At 70.4% G+C, this 17,603-nt stretch carries 14 protein-coding genes; 8 read left to right on the top strand and 6 right to left on the bottom strand.

Going from position 1 to position 17,603, the window contains the following annotated elements; genetic code table 11:
* Nucleotides 1-73 precede the first annotated feature (73 nt).
* Nucleotides 74-646, top strand: coding sequence for an ester cyclase (locus ACIP79_RS14585; RefSeq protein WP_401223065.1), 573 nt, complete (start codon nt 74-76; stop codon nt 644-646).
* On the opposite strand, the gene ACIP79_RS14580 is transcribed toward ACIP79_RS14585, so the two are convergent.
* The 3 genes from ACIP79_RS14580 to ACIP79_RS14570 all read right to left on the bottom strand — a co-directional run bounded on the left by ACIP79_RS14580 (nt 643) and on the right by ACIP79_RS14570 (nt 2,607).
* A complete protein-coding gene (locus ACIP79_RS14580; RefSeq protein WP_401223063.1) occupies nt 643-1,500 on the bottom strand; it encodes an aminoglycoside N(3)-acetyltransferase in 858 nt (285 codons plus the stop codon). The genes ACIP79_RS14585 and ACIP79_RS14580 overlap by 4 nt on opposite strands.
* Before the next feature lie 76 nt (nt 1,501-1,576).
* Complete coding sequence (locus ACIP79_RS14575; RefSeq protein WP_401223061.1) at nt 1,577-2,017, bottom strand: VOC family protein; 441 nt, start codon at nt 2,015-2,017, stop codon at nt 1,577-1,579.
* A 62-nt stretch (nt 2,018-2,079) separates the two neighbouring features.
* Complete coding sequence (locus ACIP79_RS14570; RefSeq protein ID WP_401223059.1) at nt 2,080-2,607, bottom strand: pyridoxamine 5'-phosphate oxidase family protein; 528 nt, start codon at nt 2,605-2,607, stop codon at nt 2,080-2,082.
* A gap of 158 nt (nt 2,608-2,765) precedes the next feature.
* Here ACIP79_RS14570 and ACIP79_RS14565 point away from each other — a divergent pair, with 158 nt between their 5' ends.
* On the top strand, nt 2,766-5,855 hold the full coding sequence (locus ACIP79_RS14565) for a bifunctional [glutamine synthetase] adenylyltransferase/[glutamine synthetase]-adenylyl-L-tyrosine phosphorylase (RefSeq protein WP_401223057.1): 3,090 nt from the start codon (nt 2,766-2,768) through the stop codon (nt 5,853-5,855).
* 306 nt (nt 5,856-6,161) lie between these two features.
* Here ACIP79_RS14565 and ACIP79_RS14560 read toward each other — a convergent pair whose 3' ends face one another.
* A complete protein-coding gene (locus ACIP79_RS14560) occupies nt 6,162-7,094 on the bottom strand; it encodes a DMT family transporter (protein ID WP_401223055.1) in 933 nt (310 codons plus the stop codon).
* A 71-nt stretch (nt 7,095-7,165) separates the two neighbouring features.
* Between ACIP79_RS14560 and ACIP79_RS14555 the strand changes: the two genes are divergently transcribed.
* Nucleotides 7,166-8,077, top strand: a complete 912-nt coding sequence (locus ACIP79_RS14555; protein ID WP_401223053.1) for a LysR family transcriptional regulator — start codon at nt 7,166-7,168, stop codon at nt 8,075-8,077.
* A gap of 25 nt (nt 8,078-8,102) precedes the next feature.
* On the opposite strand, the gene ACIP79_RS14550 is transcribed toward ACIP79_RS14555, so the two are convergent.
* Nucleotides 8,103-8,963: a phosphatase PAP2 family protein gene (locus ACIP79_RS14550; protein WP_401223051.1), complete on the bottom strand. Its 861-nt coding sequence runs from the start codon at nt 8,961-8,963 to the stop codon at nt 8,103-8,105.
* Nucleotides 8,964-9,083: 120 nt separating this feature from the next.
* On the bottom strand, nt 9,084-10,118 hold the full coding sequence (locus ACIP79_RS14545) for a LacI family DNA-binding transcriptional regulator (protein ID WP_383686344.1): 1,035 nt from the start codon (nt 10,116-10,118) through the stop codon (nt 9,084-9,086).
* Nucleotides 10,119-10,585: 467 nt separating this feature from the next.
* On the opposite strand from ACIP79_RS14545, the gene ACIP79_RS14540 reads away from it, so the two are divergent.
* The 5 genes from ACIP79_RS14540 to ACIP79_RS14520 all read left to right on the top strand — a co-directional run bounded on the left by ACIP79_RS14540 (nt 10,586) and on the right by ACIP79_RS14520 (nt 17,452).
* Nucleotides 10,586-11,857 (top strand): extracellular solute-binding protein, encoded by a 1,272-nt coding sequence (locus ACIP79_RS14540; RefSeq protein ID WP_383686347.1) that lies wholly within the window; start codon nt 10,586-10,588, stop codon nt 11,855-11,857.
* 132 nt (nt 11,858-11,989) lie between these two features.
* Entirely contained in the window at nt 11,990-12,994 is a 1,005-nt protein-coding gene (locus ACIP79_RS14535; RefSeq protein ID WP_383686350.1) for a carbohydrate ABC transporter permease, read from the top strand.
* Nucleotides 12,995-13,007: 13 nt separating this feature from the next.
* Nucleotides 13,008-13,919, top strand: coding sequence for a sugar ABC transporter permease (locus tag ACIP79_RS14530; RefSeq protein ID WP_401223048.1), 912 nt, complete (start codon nt 13,008-13,010; stop codon nt 13,917-13,919).
* 168 nt (nt 13,920-14,087) lie between these two features.
* Nucleotides 14,088-15,770: a glycoside hydrolase family 13 protein gene (locus ACIP79_RS14525; protein WP_401223046.1), complete on the top strand. Its 1,683-nt coding sequence runs from the start codon at nt 14,088-14,090 to the stop codon at nt 15,768-15,770.
* 299 nt (nt 15,771-16,069) lie between these two features.
* Nucleotides 16,070-17,452 carry an alpha-amylase family protein gene (locus ACIP79_RS14520; RefSeq protein ID WP_401223044.1) on the top strand — a complete coding sequence of 461 codons (1,383 nt, stop codon included), beginning with the start codon at nt 16,070-16,072 and terminating at the stop codon, nt 17,450-17,452.
* The last annotated feature ends 151 nt before the right edge of the window (nt 17,453-17,603 follow it).

Genomic DNA, 17,603 nt, shown 5'->3' with positions numbered 1-17,603 from the left:
AATTTTGGTCGCCCCAGGCGTCGCTCCCGCCCTCCCGCCCGCCCCTACGCCGCATGACAGGAAACAACAAGCCATGAACGCTGAAGAACTGGCCGCCGGGCTCTTCCGGATCCTCCAGACCGGGGACCCCGCCCTCGCGACCCGTGTCGTCGCGGCCGACAACCACAACCGCGAGGCGGCCGTGTCACCGCTCGCCTGTCAGATTCCGGGACCCGCCGGCACCCTCGCCTCGGGCGCGTGGATGCGCTCGGCGTTCAGCGAACTGCGTTTCCCCATCGAGGCGGTCACGGAGACGGGTGACCAGGTATGGGTCCGGCTGCGCATGCAGGGACGGCACACCGGGCCGTTCGTCCGCTTCCGGGAGGGCAGGCTCGACCAGGCCATCCCTCCCACCGGCCGGGACATCGACTTCGAGCAGGTGCACATGCTGACGGTCCGAGACGGTCAGGTGATCCGCCACGAAGCCGTACGGGACGACATCGGCATGCTGGGCCAGCTCGGCGTCTTCCCGCCGGCACCCTCCACCGGCCTACGCATGCTCGGCTGGCGGATCTCGGGCCGGGCGACCCGCGCCGCCCGGCGAGTGACGGAGCTCGCCGCCGAGGCCGCCGCGCAGCTCGATACCGCGACGACTCCCGCCAACTAGCGGTCGGTGGCGCGGTGGCCCCGATGGTCATGGTGGCCGCGTTGGCCGCGGTGTACGGGGAGCCACTGCTCGGCGTGGTCGACGGCGGCCACGAGGTTCAGCAGGCGGCACGGGGCCGCTCCCACAGGGCCGGGCTGCACCGCTGCCGGGGTCGCGCGTTCGAAGTCCGCGCCCAGCGTGCCGAAGTCGCTGTCGTTGAGGGCGACGTCGTCGTACTCCCACCACTGGGGTCGGCCGGCTCGGTGGATCACGCATCGGTATGAGCGGTGGGGAGGGGAGGGGACCCGGTATTCGCCGAGGTGGAAAGCGGTGCATCGGTCGTAGCCGACGCCGAGGAGCAGGACGTGGGCGCGGAGGTCGTAGAGCCGGGCCAGGGGGGACCGCTCGCCGAGGTGGCAGTCGGGGCTGTGGCCGGCCACGATCCTCGCGGCCTGGGGACCCAGGGCCGCGAACGACGTCTGGGGATGGGCGCTGCGCAGGGAGTCCGGGTGGAGGCGGGTCGTCTCGGCCAGGATGCCCATGCCGGTCGAGGGAGTGGTCGCCGGGTCGAAAGCGGGCATGCGCCGGCGGAAGGCGGCTCTGGCCTCTTCGCTCAGGTCGCGGACGCGGTCCCGGTGGGCCGCCGACGTGTCGGAGTTGTCCGAGGTGAACGTGGGTACGACCACGGTGCCGGCGGGGCCGAGCGCTCGGCGCAGGGCGCGGAGCACGGTGGCCGCTCCTCCCTCGACCTTGCCGAGCGAGCGCAGGGAGGCGTGCACCAGGAGGACGCCCCCCGCCTCGACTCCCAAGTCGGTGAAGTGGTGGGTGAGGCGGGACCCGGTGAGTCCGGGGCCGCCGCCGGAAGCCGTGTTCAAGGAAGCTCGTCCCCCGCTATCACGAAGCCGCGGCGCCGTCGCGCCGCGGCTTCCGGTGTCGCGTGCTCGTGGTGGACTACTGGCGCTCGGCGGCCAGTTCGGTGAGGAGCTGGTGCAGGGGGCGGGTCGCGCGCTGGCGGTACTCCTGGACGGCCCAGCCGTTGCCGTCGGGGTCCTTGAAGTACATGAAGGTGGCGCCGTCCTGCGGGGCGAAGGTCTGCGGCTCGCTGATGTCGAGGCCGCGGCCCCTCAGCTCCTCGTACGCCGCCTTGGCGTCCTCCACGCAGAGCTGCAAGCCGTGGTACGTCCCCGGCCGCGGAGTCCCCGTCGGGATCGGGAGGCCGTCGACGAGCGCGATGGAACAGCCGGACCCCGGCGGCGTCAGCTGCACGATCCGCACGCCCTCCATCACCTCGCCGTCGAGGTCGACGTGGAATCCGACCTTGTCCCGGTAGAACTCCTTCGCCCGGTCCACGTCGGTCACCGGCAGCGTGATCACTTCGAGGGTCATGTCCATGGGACGACTCCTTTGTCGTACGGCGTCAGGTGCTGGGTGGTTCATGTGCTGGATCAGCGGGGTCACTCGAACCGCCAGCGGGTCTGGCTGAACGGCTCCCCCTTACCGAATCCGAAAACCGTGCGGGGCGCCACAGCGAAGACGAGGGCGGGGCCGCCCTCGCCCTGGAAGGTTCCCTGGAACTCCGCGTCCTCCCGTACGTCGAAGTGCCAATCGGCGCCGTATTTCTCCTCCCAGGCTCCGGCCAGCGCGCGCAGCCGGGCGCCGTCGGTCACGCGGACCGCCTCGCCCTCGACGACGAGGTCGTACCCCGCGGCCCAGGTGTTGCTGCCCGTGGTGAGGACGACGTGCGGGTTCAAGGCGAGGTTGACCGCCTTGCGCTCCCGCGCGCCGGTCGCGAAGTGCAGGGCCCCGTCTCGCCAGACGCCGATCAGCGGCGTCACATGCGGCCGTCCGTCCGGTCGTACCGTCGACAGCCAGTACAGCTCGGCGGCGGCCAGCCGGGCGCGGGCCTCGGGCCAGGGCGTGGGCGTCGCTCCGGGACTGCCGTAGCGCGCGTCGAGGTCGGTCCGCGGTTGGGTCTCCGGCATGGGTGTCCTCCAGGGTCGACGTGGGTCCGCCGTAGGGGAGACCCCGCGGGGCGGGCGGAATCATCGGTGCCGGTCCTGGCGCCCCGCCCCGGCGCTTCCCACCAGGTCTGCGGTTACGCTCGACTTCGTACGACCTTGATCCGACGGGAGGGCCGGGCATGACGGTGCCGGGGCGCAGGAGCAGTACTTTCACACGGCTGCTGCGGCACGGTTTCACCGATCCGTCGGGCGCCGAGCGGCTCCTGGAGAGCGTCGAGCTGGCGCCCATAAGGTCCGACCCGGTGCTCCTGGACGCGCTGGGGGCCACCGCCGACCCGGATCTGGCGCTGCTCGGGCTCGTACGGCTCGTCGAGGCGCAGGACGGCCCCCCGGCACAGCGGGAACTGCTCGACACGCTCATCGCGGCGAAGCCCCTGCGGGACCGGCTGCTCGGCGTGCTCGGCTCCTCCGCCGCGCTCGCCGACCATCTCGCCCGGCATCCCAGCGACTGGCAGGCGCTCGTGACGTACGAGCCGCGGGACCTGCACCCCGGGGTGGAGGAGTTCGAGCGGGGGCTCGCCTCGGCGACGGACCCGGTGTCCCTGCGGGTTTCCTACCGGCGCTGCCTGCTGTCCATCGCCGCGCGTGACGTGTGCGGCACGACCGACCTCGCCCAGACCGCCGCCGAGCTCGCCGACCTCGCGACGGCGACCCTGCGCGCCGCGCTCGCCATCGCCGGGGCCGCCGCGCCCGACGACGTCGCGCAGTGCCGGCTCGCCGTCATCGCGATGGGCAAGTGCGGCGGTCACGAGCTCAACTACGTGTCCGACGTCGACGTGATCTTCGTGGGGGAGGCGGCGGAGGGCGCGGACGAGGGCAAGGCCCTCCAGGCCGCCGGCCGGCTCGCCGCGCATCTGATGCGGATCTGTTCCGAGACCACCGTCGAGGGCAGCATCTGGCCCGTCGACGCGAACCTGCGGCCCGAGGGCAGGAACGGGCCGCTCGTGCGGACCCTCAGCAGCCACCTCGCGTACTACCAACGGTGGGCCAAGACCTGGGAGTTCCAGGCGCTCCTCAAAGCACGGCCGGTGGCCGGGGACCTCGAACTGGGCGAGGAGTACGTCGCCACGCTCGCGCCCCTCGTCTGGCACGCCGCCGAGCGGGACAACTTCGTCGCCGACGTGCAGAAGATGCGGCGGCGAGTGGTGGAGAACATCCCCGTCGCCGACGTCGACCGTGAGCTCAAGCTCGGGCCGGGAGGCCTGCGCGACGTCGAATTCGCCGTGCAGCTACTCCAGTTGGTGCACGGCCGGTCCGACACCTCGCTGCGCAGCGGGACCACCCTCGACGCGCTGAAGGCGCTGGCGGCCGGCGGGTACGTGGGCCGCGCCGACGCCGTACAGCTCGACGAGGCCTACCGGTTCCTGCGTTCCATGGAGCACCGCATCCAGCTCTACCGGCTGCGGCGGACCCACCTGGTGCCCGAGGAGGACGCCGATCTGCGGCGCATCGGGCGGTCGCTCGGCCTGCGCGCCGACCCGGTCGTCGAACTGAACCGCGAGTGGAAGCGGCACGCCGCCGTCGTACGACGGCTGCACGAGAAGCTCTTCTACCGGCCGCTGCTCGACGCCGTCGCCCAACTCGCCCCGGGAGAGACGCGGTTGCGCGCGGACGCGGCCCGGGAGCGGCTGGTCGCGCTCGGGTACGCCGACCCCGCGGCGGCGCTGCGGCACCTGGAGGCGCTGGCCTCCGGCGTCTCGCGCAAGGCGGCGATCCAACGGACGCTGCTGCCCGTGCTGTTGGGCTGGTTCGCCGATTCCGCCGATCCCGACGCCGGGTTGCTCAACTTCCGCAAGGTGTCCGACGCGCTGGGCAAGACCCCCTGGTATCTGCGGCTGTTGAGGGACGAGGGTGCCGCTGCCGAGAACCTGGCGCGGGTGCTGTCCGCCGGGCGGCTCGCCCCCGATCTGCTGCTGCGCGCCCCCGAGGCGGTCGCGCTGCTCGGTGACGGGGACGGCGGCAGGGGCGGGCTCGGACCGCGGCCCCGTGCGCACCTGGAGCAGGAGATCCTCTCGGCCGTCGGGCGGGCCGCCGGCGGCGAACAGGCCGTCACCGCGGCGCGCGGGGTGCGACGCCGTGAGCTGTTCCGTACGGCGGCGACGGACATCGTCGCCTCCTACGGCACCGAGGAGCACCCGGCCGTCACCGACCAGGGCGCGCTGGTGGACCTCGTCGGCGGCGCCGTGTCCGACCTGACGGCGGCGACCATCGCGGGGGCGCTGCGGGCCGCGGTGCGGTGGGGGTCCCCCCGGTCGAGCGGGGCCGACGGGGCGGGCGGGGGCGAGGCCGGGGGCCTGGGCGGCTGGGGAGAGACGCTGCCCACGCGGTTCGCCGTCATCGGCATGGGGCGCTTCGGGGGGCACGAGCTGGGCTACGGGTCCGACGCGGACGTGCTGTTCGTGCACGAGCCCCGGGAAGGGGTCGACGAGCAGGAGGCGTCCCGGGCCGCCAACGCCGTCGTCTCCGAGATGCGTCGGCTGCTCCAGATTCCGAGTGCGGATCCGCCGCTGCTGATCGACGCCGATCTGCGGCCCGAGGGGAAGACCGGGCCGCTGGTGCGGACGCTCAACTCCTATGAGGCGTACTACCGGCGGTGGTCGCTGGTGTGGGAGTCGCAGGCGTTGCTGCGGGCCGAGGTCGTCGCGGGGGACGAGGACCTGGGGCGGCGGTTCATCGAGCTGATCGACCCGCTGCGGTATCCGGCGGAGGGGCTCGGGGACGACGCCGTACGGGAGATCCGGCGGCTGAAGGCCCGGATGGAGTCCGAGCGGATGCCGCGTGGGGCCGACCCCACGCTGCACACCAAGCTCGGGCGGGGCGGGCTGTCCGACGTGGAGTGGACCGTGCAGTTGATCCAGCTCCGGCATGGGTGGGCGGAGCCGGGGCTGCGGACCACCCGGACGCGGGAGGCGTTGGCGGCGGCGTGTGCGGCGGGGCTGTTGGGTGCGGAGGAGGCGGCGATCCTGGATGAGGCGTGGGTGCTGGCTACGCGGGTGCGGAACGCGGTGATGCTGGTGCGGGGGCGGGCCGGGGATACGTTTCCGTCTGACGGGCGGGAACTTGCGGCGGTGGGGCGGTACTTGGGGTACGGGGCGGGGGACTCCCGTCGGCAGGGGGGTGGGAGTCACAGTGGGGACATGCTCGATGACTACCGGCGGATCACGCGGCGGGCTCGGGCTGTTGTGGATGAGTTGTTCTACGGGGCGTGAGGTTGGTGGCGGTGGCGGTGGCGGTGGCGGTGGCCGTGGTGGCGGTGTCGGTGGCTGGTGCCGGGTGTCCGGGTCGGGGCCGGGGGCCGGTACATCCGCCCGTCGCCGCCGGATCAGACGTTGGGCAGGATCGACAACTCCGGTGACGCGAACGTACGCGACGGGCATGTGATGTACCGGCCCCCGGCCCCTTCCGCCGGTGGGCCGCAGCGGGTCTCCGGCCCCTTCCGCCGGTGGGCCGCAGCGGGTCTCCGGTCCCTTCCGCCGGTGGGCGTCAACAGAGCGGGGGGCGGGGGGCTTTCCGGTCTACGGGTGGGTCGCGGGTGTCGGTGTGAGGGTTGCGGGGGGTGTGGGGGTCTGGGGGGTCGGCTTTTTGCGGGAGAGGGCTACGCCTGTGAGGACTACTGCCATGCCTGCGATGACTCGTAGGCCGATTTTTTCGTCCAGGACCAGGGCGCCCAGGGCTACGGAGACGACGGGGAGGAGGTAGCCGACGGTGGCGGCGCTGGTGGGGCCCTCGTCGGCGATCATGCGGTAGTTGAGGTAGAAGGTGATGCCGGTGGCGAAGATGCCGAGGATGGTCACGGCGATCAGGGCGGTGGCGTCGGCCTCGCCGAAGGAGCCGCCGGTGGGCAGGGCCAGGGTGCTCCAGGCGGTGGCGGTGAGGAGTTGGGCCGCCGATACGGCGAGGGGGGCGCCCTGGGTGGTGAGGTGGCGGGCCATGTACGCGAAGGCGATGGCGTAGCTCGCGGCGGCGGCGAGCAGGGCGAGGGCTCCCCAGCTGGCGAGGCCTTCCTGGTGCCAGGGGGCGAAGATCAGGAGGACGCCGGCGAAGCCCAGGAAGAGGCCGGTCAGGCGCAGCGGGTGGAGGCCTCGGTCGGTGCCGAGGAGGAAGCCTATGAGGAGGGCCCAGAGCGGGGTCGTCGCGTTCAGGACGCCCGCGATGCCGGAGTCGACCGTCTGCTCACCGATGGCGAAGAGGGCGAAGGGGATGGCGTTGCAGAAGAGCGCCGCGACGACCAGGTGCCCCCAGATCCGGCGGGAGCGGGGGAGGCGCTGCTTCGCCCGGCCGGCCAGGACCAGGAGGACCGCCGTGCCCAGGGCGCAGCGCGTGATCGTGATGTGCGCGGGGGACAGGCCGTGGTTCAGGGCCAGTTTGATCCACAGGAAGCCCGAGCCCCACAGGAGGGCCAGGGTGGCCATGCGGAGCGGCGAGGCGAGGGAGCGGAGACTTGGCATGGCTCTACGGTCCCGGAAGAAACCTTTGAGGACAAGTGAAGAGTGCTGCATGCACTGTTAAGCTGGGCTGCATGCTCGATGTGAGGCGTATGCAGGTTCTGTCGGCCGTGGTGGGATGCGGGTCGGTCACCGCGGCAGCGGCTGACCTCGGGTACACGCCGTCCGCCGTCAGCCAGCAGATCGCCGCCCTGGAGAAGCAGGCCGGGGTCGAGCTGCTGGAGCGGGTGGGGCGTGGTGTGCGGCCGACAGCGGCGGGGCTCCTGCTGTCCGAGTACGCCGGGGTGATCGGGCGGCAGGTGGCCGAGGCGGAGACCGCCCTCGGGGATCTGCGGGCCGGGCGTACGGGGCGGCTCGCGGTGCGCTACTTCGCCACCGCGGGGGCCGCCCTCGTGGCTCCCGCCATCGCCCGGTTCCGGTCCGAACACCCGGGTGTGCAGGTCGAGTTGAAGCTCATCGATCCCGAGGATCCGCTGCCCGACGTGAAGGAGGGGCGGGCCGACCTGGCGCTGGTGGTGCGGCCGCCCGGTGACTCCGGCGGGCCCGACGGCGTACGGCTGGTGCATCTGCTCGACGATCCCTACCGTGCCGTGCTGCCCAAGGGGCACCGGCTGGCCGGGAAGCGTTCGCTGGAGCTGACCGACCTCGCCGACGAGCCGTGGGTCGGCAGCGAGTGGCCGGGGACCTGCCTGGACGCGCAGCTCGACGCCTGTGCCGCCGCCGGTTTCCGGCCCGGCTTCGTGGTCGAGAGCGAGGACTACGTGACCGCCCAGGGGTTCGTGGCGGCGGGGCTGGGGGTCAGCCTCATCCCGCGGCTCGGGCTCGGGGGTCTCCATCCGGACGTCGTCATCCGCGAGGTGCGTTCTCCTGAGCCGCGTAGGGCGATCTACGTGGCGGTGCGGGAGTCGGCTCCGGAGCAGCCTGCCCTGCGGGGGCTGATCGACTCTCTGCGGCACGCCGCCCGCGCCGGCGAGCGCCGGGAGTGAGCGGAGGGGGGTTGGTGGCCCGCTGTCAGGCTTTGGCAGGGAGCAGCGGTGCCTTGCGTGAACCCGGTACCCAGCGCGGGAGCGCGTACGGCAGTGCTCCGTACCAGAGGCTGGCCACCGCGAAACCGAAGGCCAGGCAGAGCATGCCGCCCACGGCGTCGAGCCAGAAGTGGTTGGCGGTGGCGACGATGACCACCAGCGTCGCCGTCGGGTAGAGAAGGCCCAGGATGCGGGCCCAGGGGGCGGACGCCAGGGCGAAGATCGTGAGGCCGCACCACAGGGACCAGCCGATGTGCATGGACGGCATCGCGGCGTACTGGTTGGACATGTGCTTGAGGTCGCCCGAGGCCATGGAACCCCAGGTCTGGTGGACCAGCACGGTGTCGACGAAGCTGCTGCCGTTCATCAGGCGGGGCGGCGCCAGCGGGTAGAAGTAGTAGCCGACGAGGGCCACCGCCGTGGTCGCGAAGAGGGCGAGCCTGGTCGCCGCGTACCGCCCTGGATGACTGCGGTAGAGCCACACCAGAACACCCAGCGTCACCACGAAGTGCAGTGTCGCGTAGTAGTAGTTCATGCCGATGATCAGCCAAGTCACCGAGTTCACGGCGTGGTTGACGGATTCCTCGAAGGCGATACCGAGCTGGTGCTCCGTGCGCCAGATCCAGTCGGCGTTGCGCAGCGCCTGTCCGCGCTGCTCCGGGACCGCGTTCCGGATCAGCGAATACGTCCAGTAACTGACCGCGATGAGCAGGATTTCGAACCAGAGGCGGGGGCGCCGCGGGGTCCGCAGTCGACGCAGGAAACGCAGCCCCGCTCTCTCCTCCGCGACGGGCTGCGAAGCAGTCTGCTCCCGGCCTTCCAGTGTCGTCACGGTTGTCTCACCCATAGGGACAGAGTCTGCCAGAAAAGCCTTGCCCCACAGATCATCCCTTGGTCGGGTCCACGTCGCATGTTCTACGACCAGAGGACTCCAACCGGTGTGGTACGGGCTCCTCCTCGGGGAGGATCACGGACGATTCCGGTCTCCGGGGGCCGAAGCGGTCGAACCGCGCACCACCAGTTCGGGCATGAACACGAACTCGCTGTGCGGCGCGGGCGTCCCGCCGATCTCCTCCAGCAACGTCCGTACCGCCGCCTGCCCCATGGCGGGCACCGGCTTGCGGACCGTCGTGAGCGGTGGGTCGGTGAAGGCTATGAGGGGGGAGTCGTCGAAACCGACGACCGAGACGTCTTTGGGGACGTCCAGACCGCGCTGGCGGGCCGCCCTGATCGCGCCGAGCGCCATCATGTCGCTGGCGCACACCACGGCCGTACAGCCGCGGTCGATCAGCGCGGAGGCCGCCGCCTGGCCGCCTTCCAGCGTGTACAGCGAGTGCTGGACCAGTCGCTCCTCGATGTCGGCGGCGGCCAGCCCCAGCAGGTCCTGCATCGTGCGTATGAAGCCCTCGATCTTGCGCTGCACCGGCACGAACCGCTTGGGGCCCAGCGCGAGCCCGATGCCGGTGTGGCCGAGCGAGACGAGGTGGGTGACGGCCAGCGCCATCGCCGCGCGGTCGTCGGGGGAGATGAACGGCGCCTGGACCTTCGGCGAGAAACCGTCCACGAGGACGAACGGGACACCCTGGGCGCGCAACTGGTCGTAGCGCTGCATGTCCGCGGAGGTGTCGGCGTGCAGGCCCGAGACGAAGATGATGCCGGCGACCCCCCGGTCCACCAGCATCTCCGTCAGCTCGTCCTCGGTGGAACCGCCCGGGGTCTGCGTCGCGAGGACCGGCGTGTAGCCCTGCCGGGTCAGCGCCTGGCCGATGACCTGCGCCAGCGCGGGGAATATCGGATTCTCCAGCTCCGGCGTGATCAGGCCCACCAGGCCCTCGCTGCGCTGCCGCAGCCGGACGGGGCGCTCGTAGCCGAGGACGTCGAGCGCGGCCAGAACGGTCTGGCGGGTGGTCGCCGCGACGCCCGGCTTCCCGTTCAGGACGCGGCTGACGGTCGCCTCGCTGACACCTGCCTGGGCCGCGATGTCGGCAAGCCGTGTGGTCACGGGAGTGGACTGTACCGGCCTGTTCTCGCCTTGCCCACCAACCGGACGCCGTGTGCGGGCGGTTGAACGGCCCGCTCCGGGCTGCTGCGTCATCGCGCTCCCTCGTGTAGTGGTCGGCTCGGCGTCCCGGGCGTGCGCCGCGGGAAGGGGTGGCTCCTGCAAGGCGCTGACGGGGCGATGATCCCCGTACCCGGCAGGCGTGGCAAGAGCTTGCAGAGTCTTGCACAGCGCGCCCGATGTCCGCTGAGCGGCCTCGTACCAGGGTTTCCGGGGGGTCGAGCCGAGGTCACGGGCACGTAACTCTCGGCAGTCCTTGCACTTTTTTGCTGCAAGGTCTTTCGCGGCGCTTACAACGCTGTTACGTTCACGTCGCCCGGCGGACGCAACGGCGCAGTCGGCAAGTCGGCAAGGGGAGCGGGCGGGACCGCTGCCTCAACCACTCGGGCTTTCACCCTCAAGGAGATCTCATGCGGCGTGGCATAGCGGCCACCGCGCTGGTGGCGTCCATCGCCCTCGCGGCGACGGCCTGCGGCGACAGTGACAGCGGCAGCGACAAGTCGGACGGCCCCACCACCATCACCTGGTGGGACACCTCCAACGCCACCAATGAGGCACCGACGTACCAGGCCCTGGTCAAGGAGTTCGAGAAGGCCAACTCCGACGTCAAGGTCAAGTACGTCAACGTTCCCTTCGACCAGGCGCAGAACAAGTTCGACACGGCCGCCGGTGCCAGCGGCGCCCCGGACGTGCTGCGTTCCGAGGTCGGCTGGACCCCCGCCTTCGCCAAGAAGGGCTACTTCCTGCCGCTGGACGGCACCGAGGCCCTCGCGGACCAGAGCAAGTTCCAGCCCAGCCTTATCGAGCAGGCCAAGTTCGACGGCAAGACGTACGGCGTACCGCTGGTCACCGACACGCTCGCGCTGGTCTACAACAAGAAGATCTTCGAGGAGGCGGGCGTCGAGGCGCCCACCACCTGGGCCGAGTTGAGGACCGCCGCCGCCGCGATCAAGAAGAAGACCGGCGTCGACGGCTACTGGGGCTCGACCCAGGCGTACTACGCGCAGTCCTTCCTGTACGGCGAGGGCACCGACACCGTCGACGCCGACGCCAAGAAGATCACCGTCAACTCGCCCGCGGCGGTCAAGGGTTACGAGACCTGGGAAGGCCTGTTCAAGGGCGACGGCCTGCACAAGGCCGACACCACCGTCGACGCGTACGCCCACATCCAGGAGGCGTTCGTCAGCGGCAAGGTCGCCTCGATCATCCAGGGTCCGTGGGAGATCACGAACTTCTACAAGGGCTCGGCCTTCAAGGACAAGGCCAACCTGGGCATCGTCAGCGTCCCGGCCGGCTCCACCGGCAAGGCGGGCGCCCCGACCGGCGGCCACAACCTCTCGGTCTACGCGGGCTCGGACAAGGCCCACCAGGAAGCGTCCCTGAAGTTCCTGAAGTTCATGACCTCGGCCGCCTCCCAGGAGACGATCGCCCTCAAGAACTCCACGCTGCCGACCCGCGACGACGCCTACACCGCCGAGGTCAAGGCCGACCCGGGCATCGCCGGCTACCAGACGGTGCTCTCCGCCGCCCAGCCGCGCCCGGCGCTGCCCGAGTACAGCTCGCTGTGGGGCCCGCTCGACACCGAGCTGAACAAGGTCGCGGCAGGCAACGAGTCGCTGGACAAGGGACTGGGCAACGCGGAGACCGCGATCGCCAAGCTGGTCCCCGACTTCAGCAAGTGACCGTCGTGGCCGTCGGATCCGCCCGCCCTCTCGGCACTGAACGAGCGGGCGGACCCCGGTGACCCGGGGACGGATCCGGCGGCCACCGGCCCGCGTGCGCCCAACCCCTGATCTTCCAGAAGGTGTCGAACCATGACAGTCGTCATCGACCGCGCGACCGGCAAGCGCCGCGGTGACCGAGGGCCGCGCCCCGGGCCGCTCCAGCGACTCAAGCACGGGTACCAGAAGTACTGGTACGCGTACGCGATGATCACCCCGGTGGTCGTCGTGCTCGGCGCGCTGGTGCTCTATCCGCTGGTGCGGGGCGTCTACTTGACGTTCACGGACGCCAACAGCCTCAACTCGGCCCGCCAGATCGGCGTCAACCACATCGACGCCACCTACAAGTTCATCGGCCTGGACAACTACGCCGACATCCTGTGGGGCCCGACCTCCTACGACCGGTTCTGGTCGCACTTCATCTGGACGATCGTGTGGACGGCGCTCTGCGTCCTGCTGCACTACGCCATCGGCCTCGGCCTCGCCCTGCTGCTCAACCAGAAGCTGCGCGGACGCACCTTCTACCGGCTGATCCTGGTCCTGCCGTGGGCGGTGCCCACCTTCGTCACGGTCTTCGGCTGGCGCTTCATGCTCGCCGACTCCGGCATCATCAACTCCGCCCTCGACGCACTGCATCTGCCGTCGCCGCTGTGGCTGGAGGACAGCTTCTGGCAGCGCACCTCCGCCATCATGGTCAACACCTGGTGCGGCGTGCCCTTCATGATGGTCTCGCTGCTCGGCGGCCTCCAGGCCATCGACCAGACCCTGTACGAGGCCTCCGAGATGGACGGCGCCAACGCCTGGCAGCGCTTCCGGCACGTGACCCTGCCGGGGCTGCGGCCGGTCAGCTCCACCGTCGTACTCCTCGGCGTCATCTGGACCTTCAACCAGTTCGCCGTCATCTTCCTGCTCTTCGGCGACACCGCCCCGGACGCGCAGATCCTCGTGACCTGGGCCTACTACCTGGGCTTCGGCCAACAGCCGCGCGACTACGCCCAGTCGGCCGCCTACGGCGTACTGCTGCTGTCCATCCTCGTCGTCTTCACCTCCGTCTACCGCCGCTGGCTGGCCCGCAATGAGCAGCAGCTCGCGAACTGAGGCAGGAGCCCCCATGAGCACCACCACACCCCAGCGCTCCGCCGCGACCGACGAGGCCCCCACCAGGACCGCGCCGGCCCGCAAGGTGCGCCGGCGCGGCGAGAACAGCCTCGCCGGAACGATCACCTCGCACGGCATCCTGACCCTCGCCAGCCTGATCGCGCTGTTCCCGATCGCCTGGCTGGTCTATCTGTCGCTCGGCCCGGACAAGGACGACTACCTCCACCCCGGGCGCATCTTCGGCAAGATGACGTTCGACAACTACTCGTTCGTGTTGCAGCACACGCCGTTCTTCGACTGGCTGTGGAGCACCCTCGTCGTCTCTCTCGGCACCACCTTCATCGGTGTGCTGGTCGCCGCCACCACGGGCTACGCGGTCTCGCGCATGCGCTTCCCGGGCTACAGGAAGTTCATGTGGGTCCTGCTCGTCACCCAGATGTTCCCGGTCGCCGTACTGATGGTGCCGATGTACGAGATCCTGTCCGAACTCCAGCTCATCGACAACTACTTCGGCCTCATCCTGGTGTACTGCTCGACGGCCGTGCCGTACTGCGCCTGGCTGCTCAAGGGCTACTTCGACACGATCCCCTTCGAGATCGACGAGGCCGGACGTGTCGACGGACTGAGCCCCTTCGGCACCTTCGCGCGGCTGATCCTGCCGCTCGCCAAACCGGGCCTGGCCGTCGCCGCCTTCTACAGCTTCATCACCGCGTTCGGCGAGGTCGCCTTCGCCTCGACGTTCATGCTCTCCGACACCAAGTACACGTTCGCCGTCGGCCTGCAGAGCTTCGTCAGCGAACACGACGCACAGCGCAACCTGATGGCCGCCACCGCGGTGCTCGTCGCGATACCCGTCTCCGCTTTCTTCTACCTTGTGCAGAAGAACCTGGTGGCCGGGCTCACCGCAGGCGGCACGAAGGGCTGACGCCCGCCTCCCGAGTGACTCCCGCGCGCCAAGTCGCGCGGGTGGCGGCCGCGGTGGCCCCCCCGGCCTCCGGCCGGGGGGACCGCCAGACCCCGCCGCCACCGCGGCCGCCTCGTCAACCCGCTCCACCACAGACGCCCATGACCCCCACTCCGCAACAAGGACGCCATGAGCCAGCACTCCGCCGACCAGGCACCGACCTCCGCCCTCGCCACCGTCGCCACGCACCGCGACTGGTGGCGGGACGCGGTGATCTACCAGGTCTATCCGCGCAGCTTCGCCGACAGCAACGGTGACGGCATGGGCGACCTGGAGGGCGTACGTTCCAGACTTCCCTACCTGCGCGACCTCGGCGTGGACGCCGTGTGGCTGAGCCCCTTCTACGCCTCGCCGCAGGCCGACGCCGGCTACGACGTGGCGGACTACCGGGCCGTCGACCCCATGTTCGGCAATCTGCTGGACGCCGACGGGCTGATCCGCGACGCCCACCGGCTGAGCCTGCGGATCATCGTCGACCTCGTCCCCAACCACTCCTCGGACCAGTACGAGTGGTTCAGGCGGGCCCTCGCGGACGGGCCGGGCTCCCCGCTGCGCGAGCGCTACCACTTCCGGCCCGGCAAGGGCGAGAACGGCGAACTGCCGCCCAACGACTGGGAGTCCATCTTCGGCGGTCCGGCCTGGACCCGGGTGGTCGAGCCGGACGGCACCCCCGGCGAGTGGTACCTGCACCTCTTCGCGCCCGAGCAGCCCGACTTCAACTGGGAACACCCGGCCGTCGGCGACGAGTTCCGCTCCATCCTGCGGTTCTGGCTCGACATGGGCGTCGACGGTTTCCGGATCGACGTGGCGCACGGTCTGGTGAAGGCGGCAGGGCTGCCGGACCTGGGATCCCACGAGCAACTGAAGCTGCTGGGCAACGATGTCATGCCGTTCTTCGACCAGGACGGCGTGCATGAGGTCTACCGGCAGTGGCGCACGATCCTCGACGAGTACTCGGGCGAGCGCATCTTCGTGGCCGAGGCGTGGACGCCCACCATCGAGCGCACCGCCAACTACGTGCGCCCCGACGAGCTGCACCAGGCCTTCAACTTCCAGTACCTGAGCACCCATTGGGACGCGGCCCAACTGCGTTCCTGCATCGACCGCACGCTGGACGCGATGCGCCCGGTGGGCGCCCCCGCCACCTGGGTGCTGTCCAACCACGACGTGACCCGGCACGCCACGCGCTTCGCCAACGAGGCCGGGCTCGGCACCCAGATCCGCACCGCGGGCGACCGCGCGCTCGGGCTGCGCCGGGCCAGGGCGGCGACGCTCCTGATGCTGGCGCTGCCCGGCTCCGCCTACCTCTACCAGGGCGAGGAACTCGGCCTGCCGGACGTCGTGGACCTGCCGGACGAGGTGCGCCAGGACCCCGCGTACTTCCGGGGCGCCGGCCAGGACGGCTTCCGCGACGGCTGCCGGGTGCCGATCCCGTGGACCCGGGAGGGCTCCTCGTACGGCTTCGGAAGCGGGGGCAGCTGGCTGCCGCAGCCCGCCGAGTGGGCCGAGCTGAGCATCGAGGCGCAGACCGGCACGGCGGGCTCGACCCTGGAGCTGTACCGGGAGGCGATCGCGGTCCGGCGTGAGCGGTCCGACCTCGGCGCGGGCGACTCGGTCACCTGGCTGAAGGCACCGGAGGGCGTACTCGCCTTCCGCCGCGGTGAGTTCACCTGCACCACGAACACCGGCACCGAGGCGGTGACCGTCCCGGCGTACGGCCGGGTACTCGTCGCCAGTGGTGAGCCGATCCTGTCCCAGGACGGCGAGGCGAAGCTGCCGGCGGACACCACGGTGTGGTGGACCACCGGCTGACAGCCCGGCGACGGCCGTTCGCCCGGCGCCTGACAGCCCGGCGACGGCCGTTCGCCCGGCAATTGGCGGCCGGGCAGTCTCCGCCCACCCGGTAACTGCTGAGCCGTCAACCACCGGTCCCTGCAAGAAGTTTCTGACAGTTTCAGAGGCCCGCCTTCCGCTCCGGGAGGTGGGCCTCTACTATCTGCGGCACCGCACGACTCTGCAAGCTTTCAGCAAGAACCTTCAATTCCCCTCGAAGCGCCGCAAGGCGCCTCGACGTACCCTCCATGGACCTTCAACGGAGAAGGAACCCCCACATGGCCAGCAGAACCCTTTCCGGTGCCCTCGCCCTCGCGGCGGCCGCGTCGGTCGCGCTCGCCGTCCCCGCCGGCACCGCGCAAGCCTCACCCCCCGGCACCAAGGACGTCACCGCCGTCCTCTTCGAATGGGACTTCGACTCCGTCGCGACGGAGTGCGCGAGCCGCCTCGGCCCCGCCGGATACGGCTTCGTCCAGGTCTCCCCGCCCGCCGAGCACATCCAGGGCGCGCAGTGGTGGACCTCGTACCAGCCGGTCAGCTACCGGATAGCGGGGCGCCTCGGTGACGCCACCGACTTCCGGGACATGGTCACGGCCTGCCACAACGCGGGCGTGAAGGTCGTCGTCGACACGGTCATCAACCACATGTCCGCGGGCAGCGGCACGGGCACCGGCGGCTCGTCGTACACGAAGTACAACTACCCGGGCCTGTACTCCTCGTACGACTTCGACGACTGCACCGCGAGCATCAGCGACTACTCCAACCGCGCCAACGTCCAGAACTGCGAACTGGTCGGTCTCGCGGACCTGGACACCGGCGAGTCGTACGTCCGTTCCGCCATCGCCGGCTACCTGAACACCCTGCTCGGCTACGGCGTGGACGGCTTCCGCGTCGACGCGGCCAAGCACATGCCGGCCGCCGACCTCGCCAACATCAAGTCCAGGCTGAGCAACACGGGCGTGTACTGGAAGCAGGAGGCCATCTACGGCGCGGGCGAGGCGGTCCAGCCCACCGAGTACACCGGCACCGGCGACGTCCAGGAGTTCCGGTACGCCTACGACCTCAAGCGGGTCTTCAACAACGAGAACCTCGCCTACCTGAAGAACTACGGCGAGGGCTGGGGGTACATGAGCAGCGGCGTCTCGGCCGTCTTCGTCGACAACCACGACACCGAGCGCAACGGCTCCACCCTCAGCTACAAGGACAACGCCAACTACACGCTGGCGAACGTCTTCATGCTCGCCTGGCCCTACGGCGCACCCGACATCAACTCGGGCTACGAGTTCTCCTCCACCGACGCCGGACCGCCCAACGACGGCACGGTCAACGCCTGTTGGCAGGACGGCTGGAAGTGCCAGCACGCCTGGGGCGAGATCCAGCGCATGGTCGCCTTCCGCAACTCCACCCGCGGTGAAGCGGTCACCAACTGGTGGGACAACGGCGCCGACGCCATCGCGTTCGGCCGAGGCTCCAAGGGCTTCGTGGCCATCAACCACGAGTCGTCCTCGCTGAGCCGCACGTACCAGACCTCTCTCGCGGCGGGCACGTACTGCAACGTGCAGAGCAACACGACCGTCTCGGTGAACAGTTCGGGCCAGCTCACCGCGACGCTCGGCGCCAACACGGCGCTGGCGGTCTACTCGGGCAAGTCCAGCTGCTGAGTGCCCCCAGGAGAGGGCCCGTTCGCCGATCCCCTGGTGAACGGGCCCTCCGTCACGAGCAGATGTGAAAGTTCTTGCCATCGCTTTCAAGACTCTTGCTGCAATGCTTGCGGGAGCGATACGTTCACGCCGGCGCCCGGCAACGAGGCCG

The sequence above is a fragment of the Streptomyces sp. NPDC088747 genome (genome assembly GCF_044751025.1).
GTDB lineage: Bacteria > Actinomycetota > Actinomycetes > Streptomycetales > Streptomycetaceae > Streptomyces.
The sequence above is the reverse complement of the archived record's forward strand: the minus strand, read 5'-3'. Positions and strand labels throughout refer to the sequence as shown.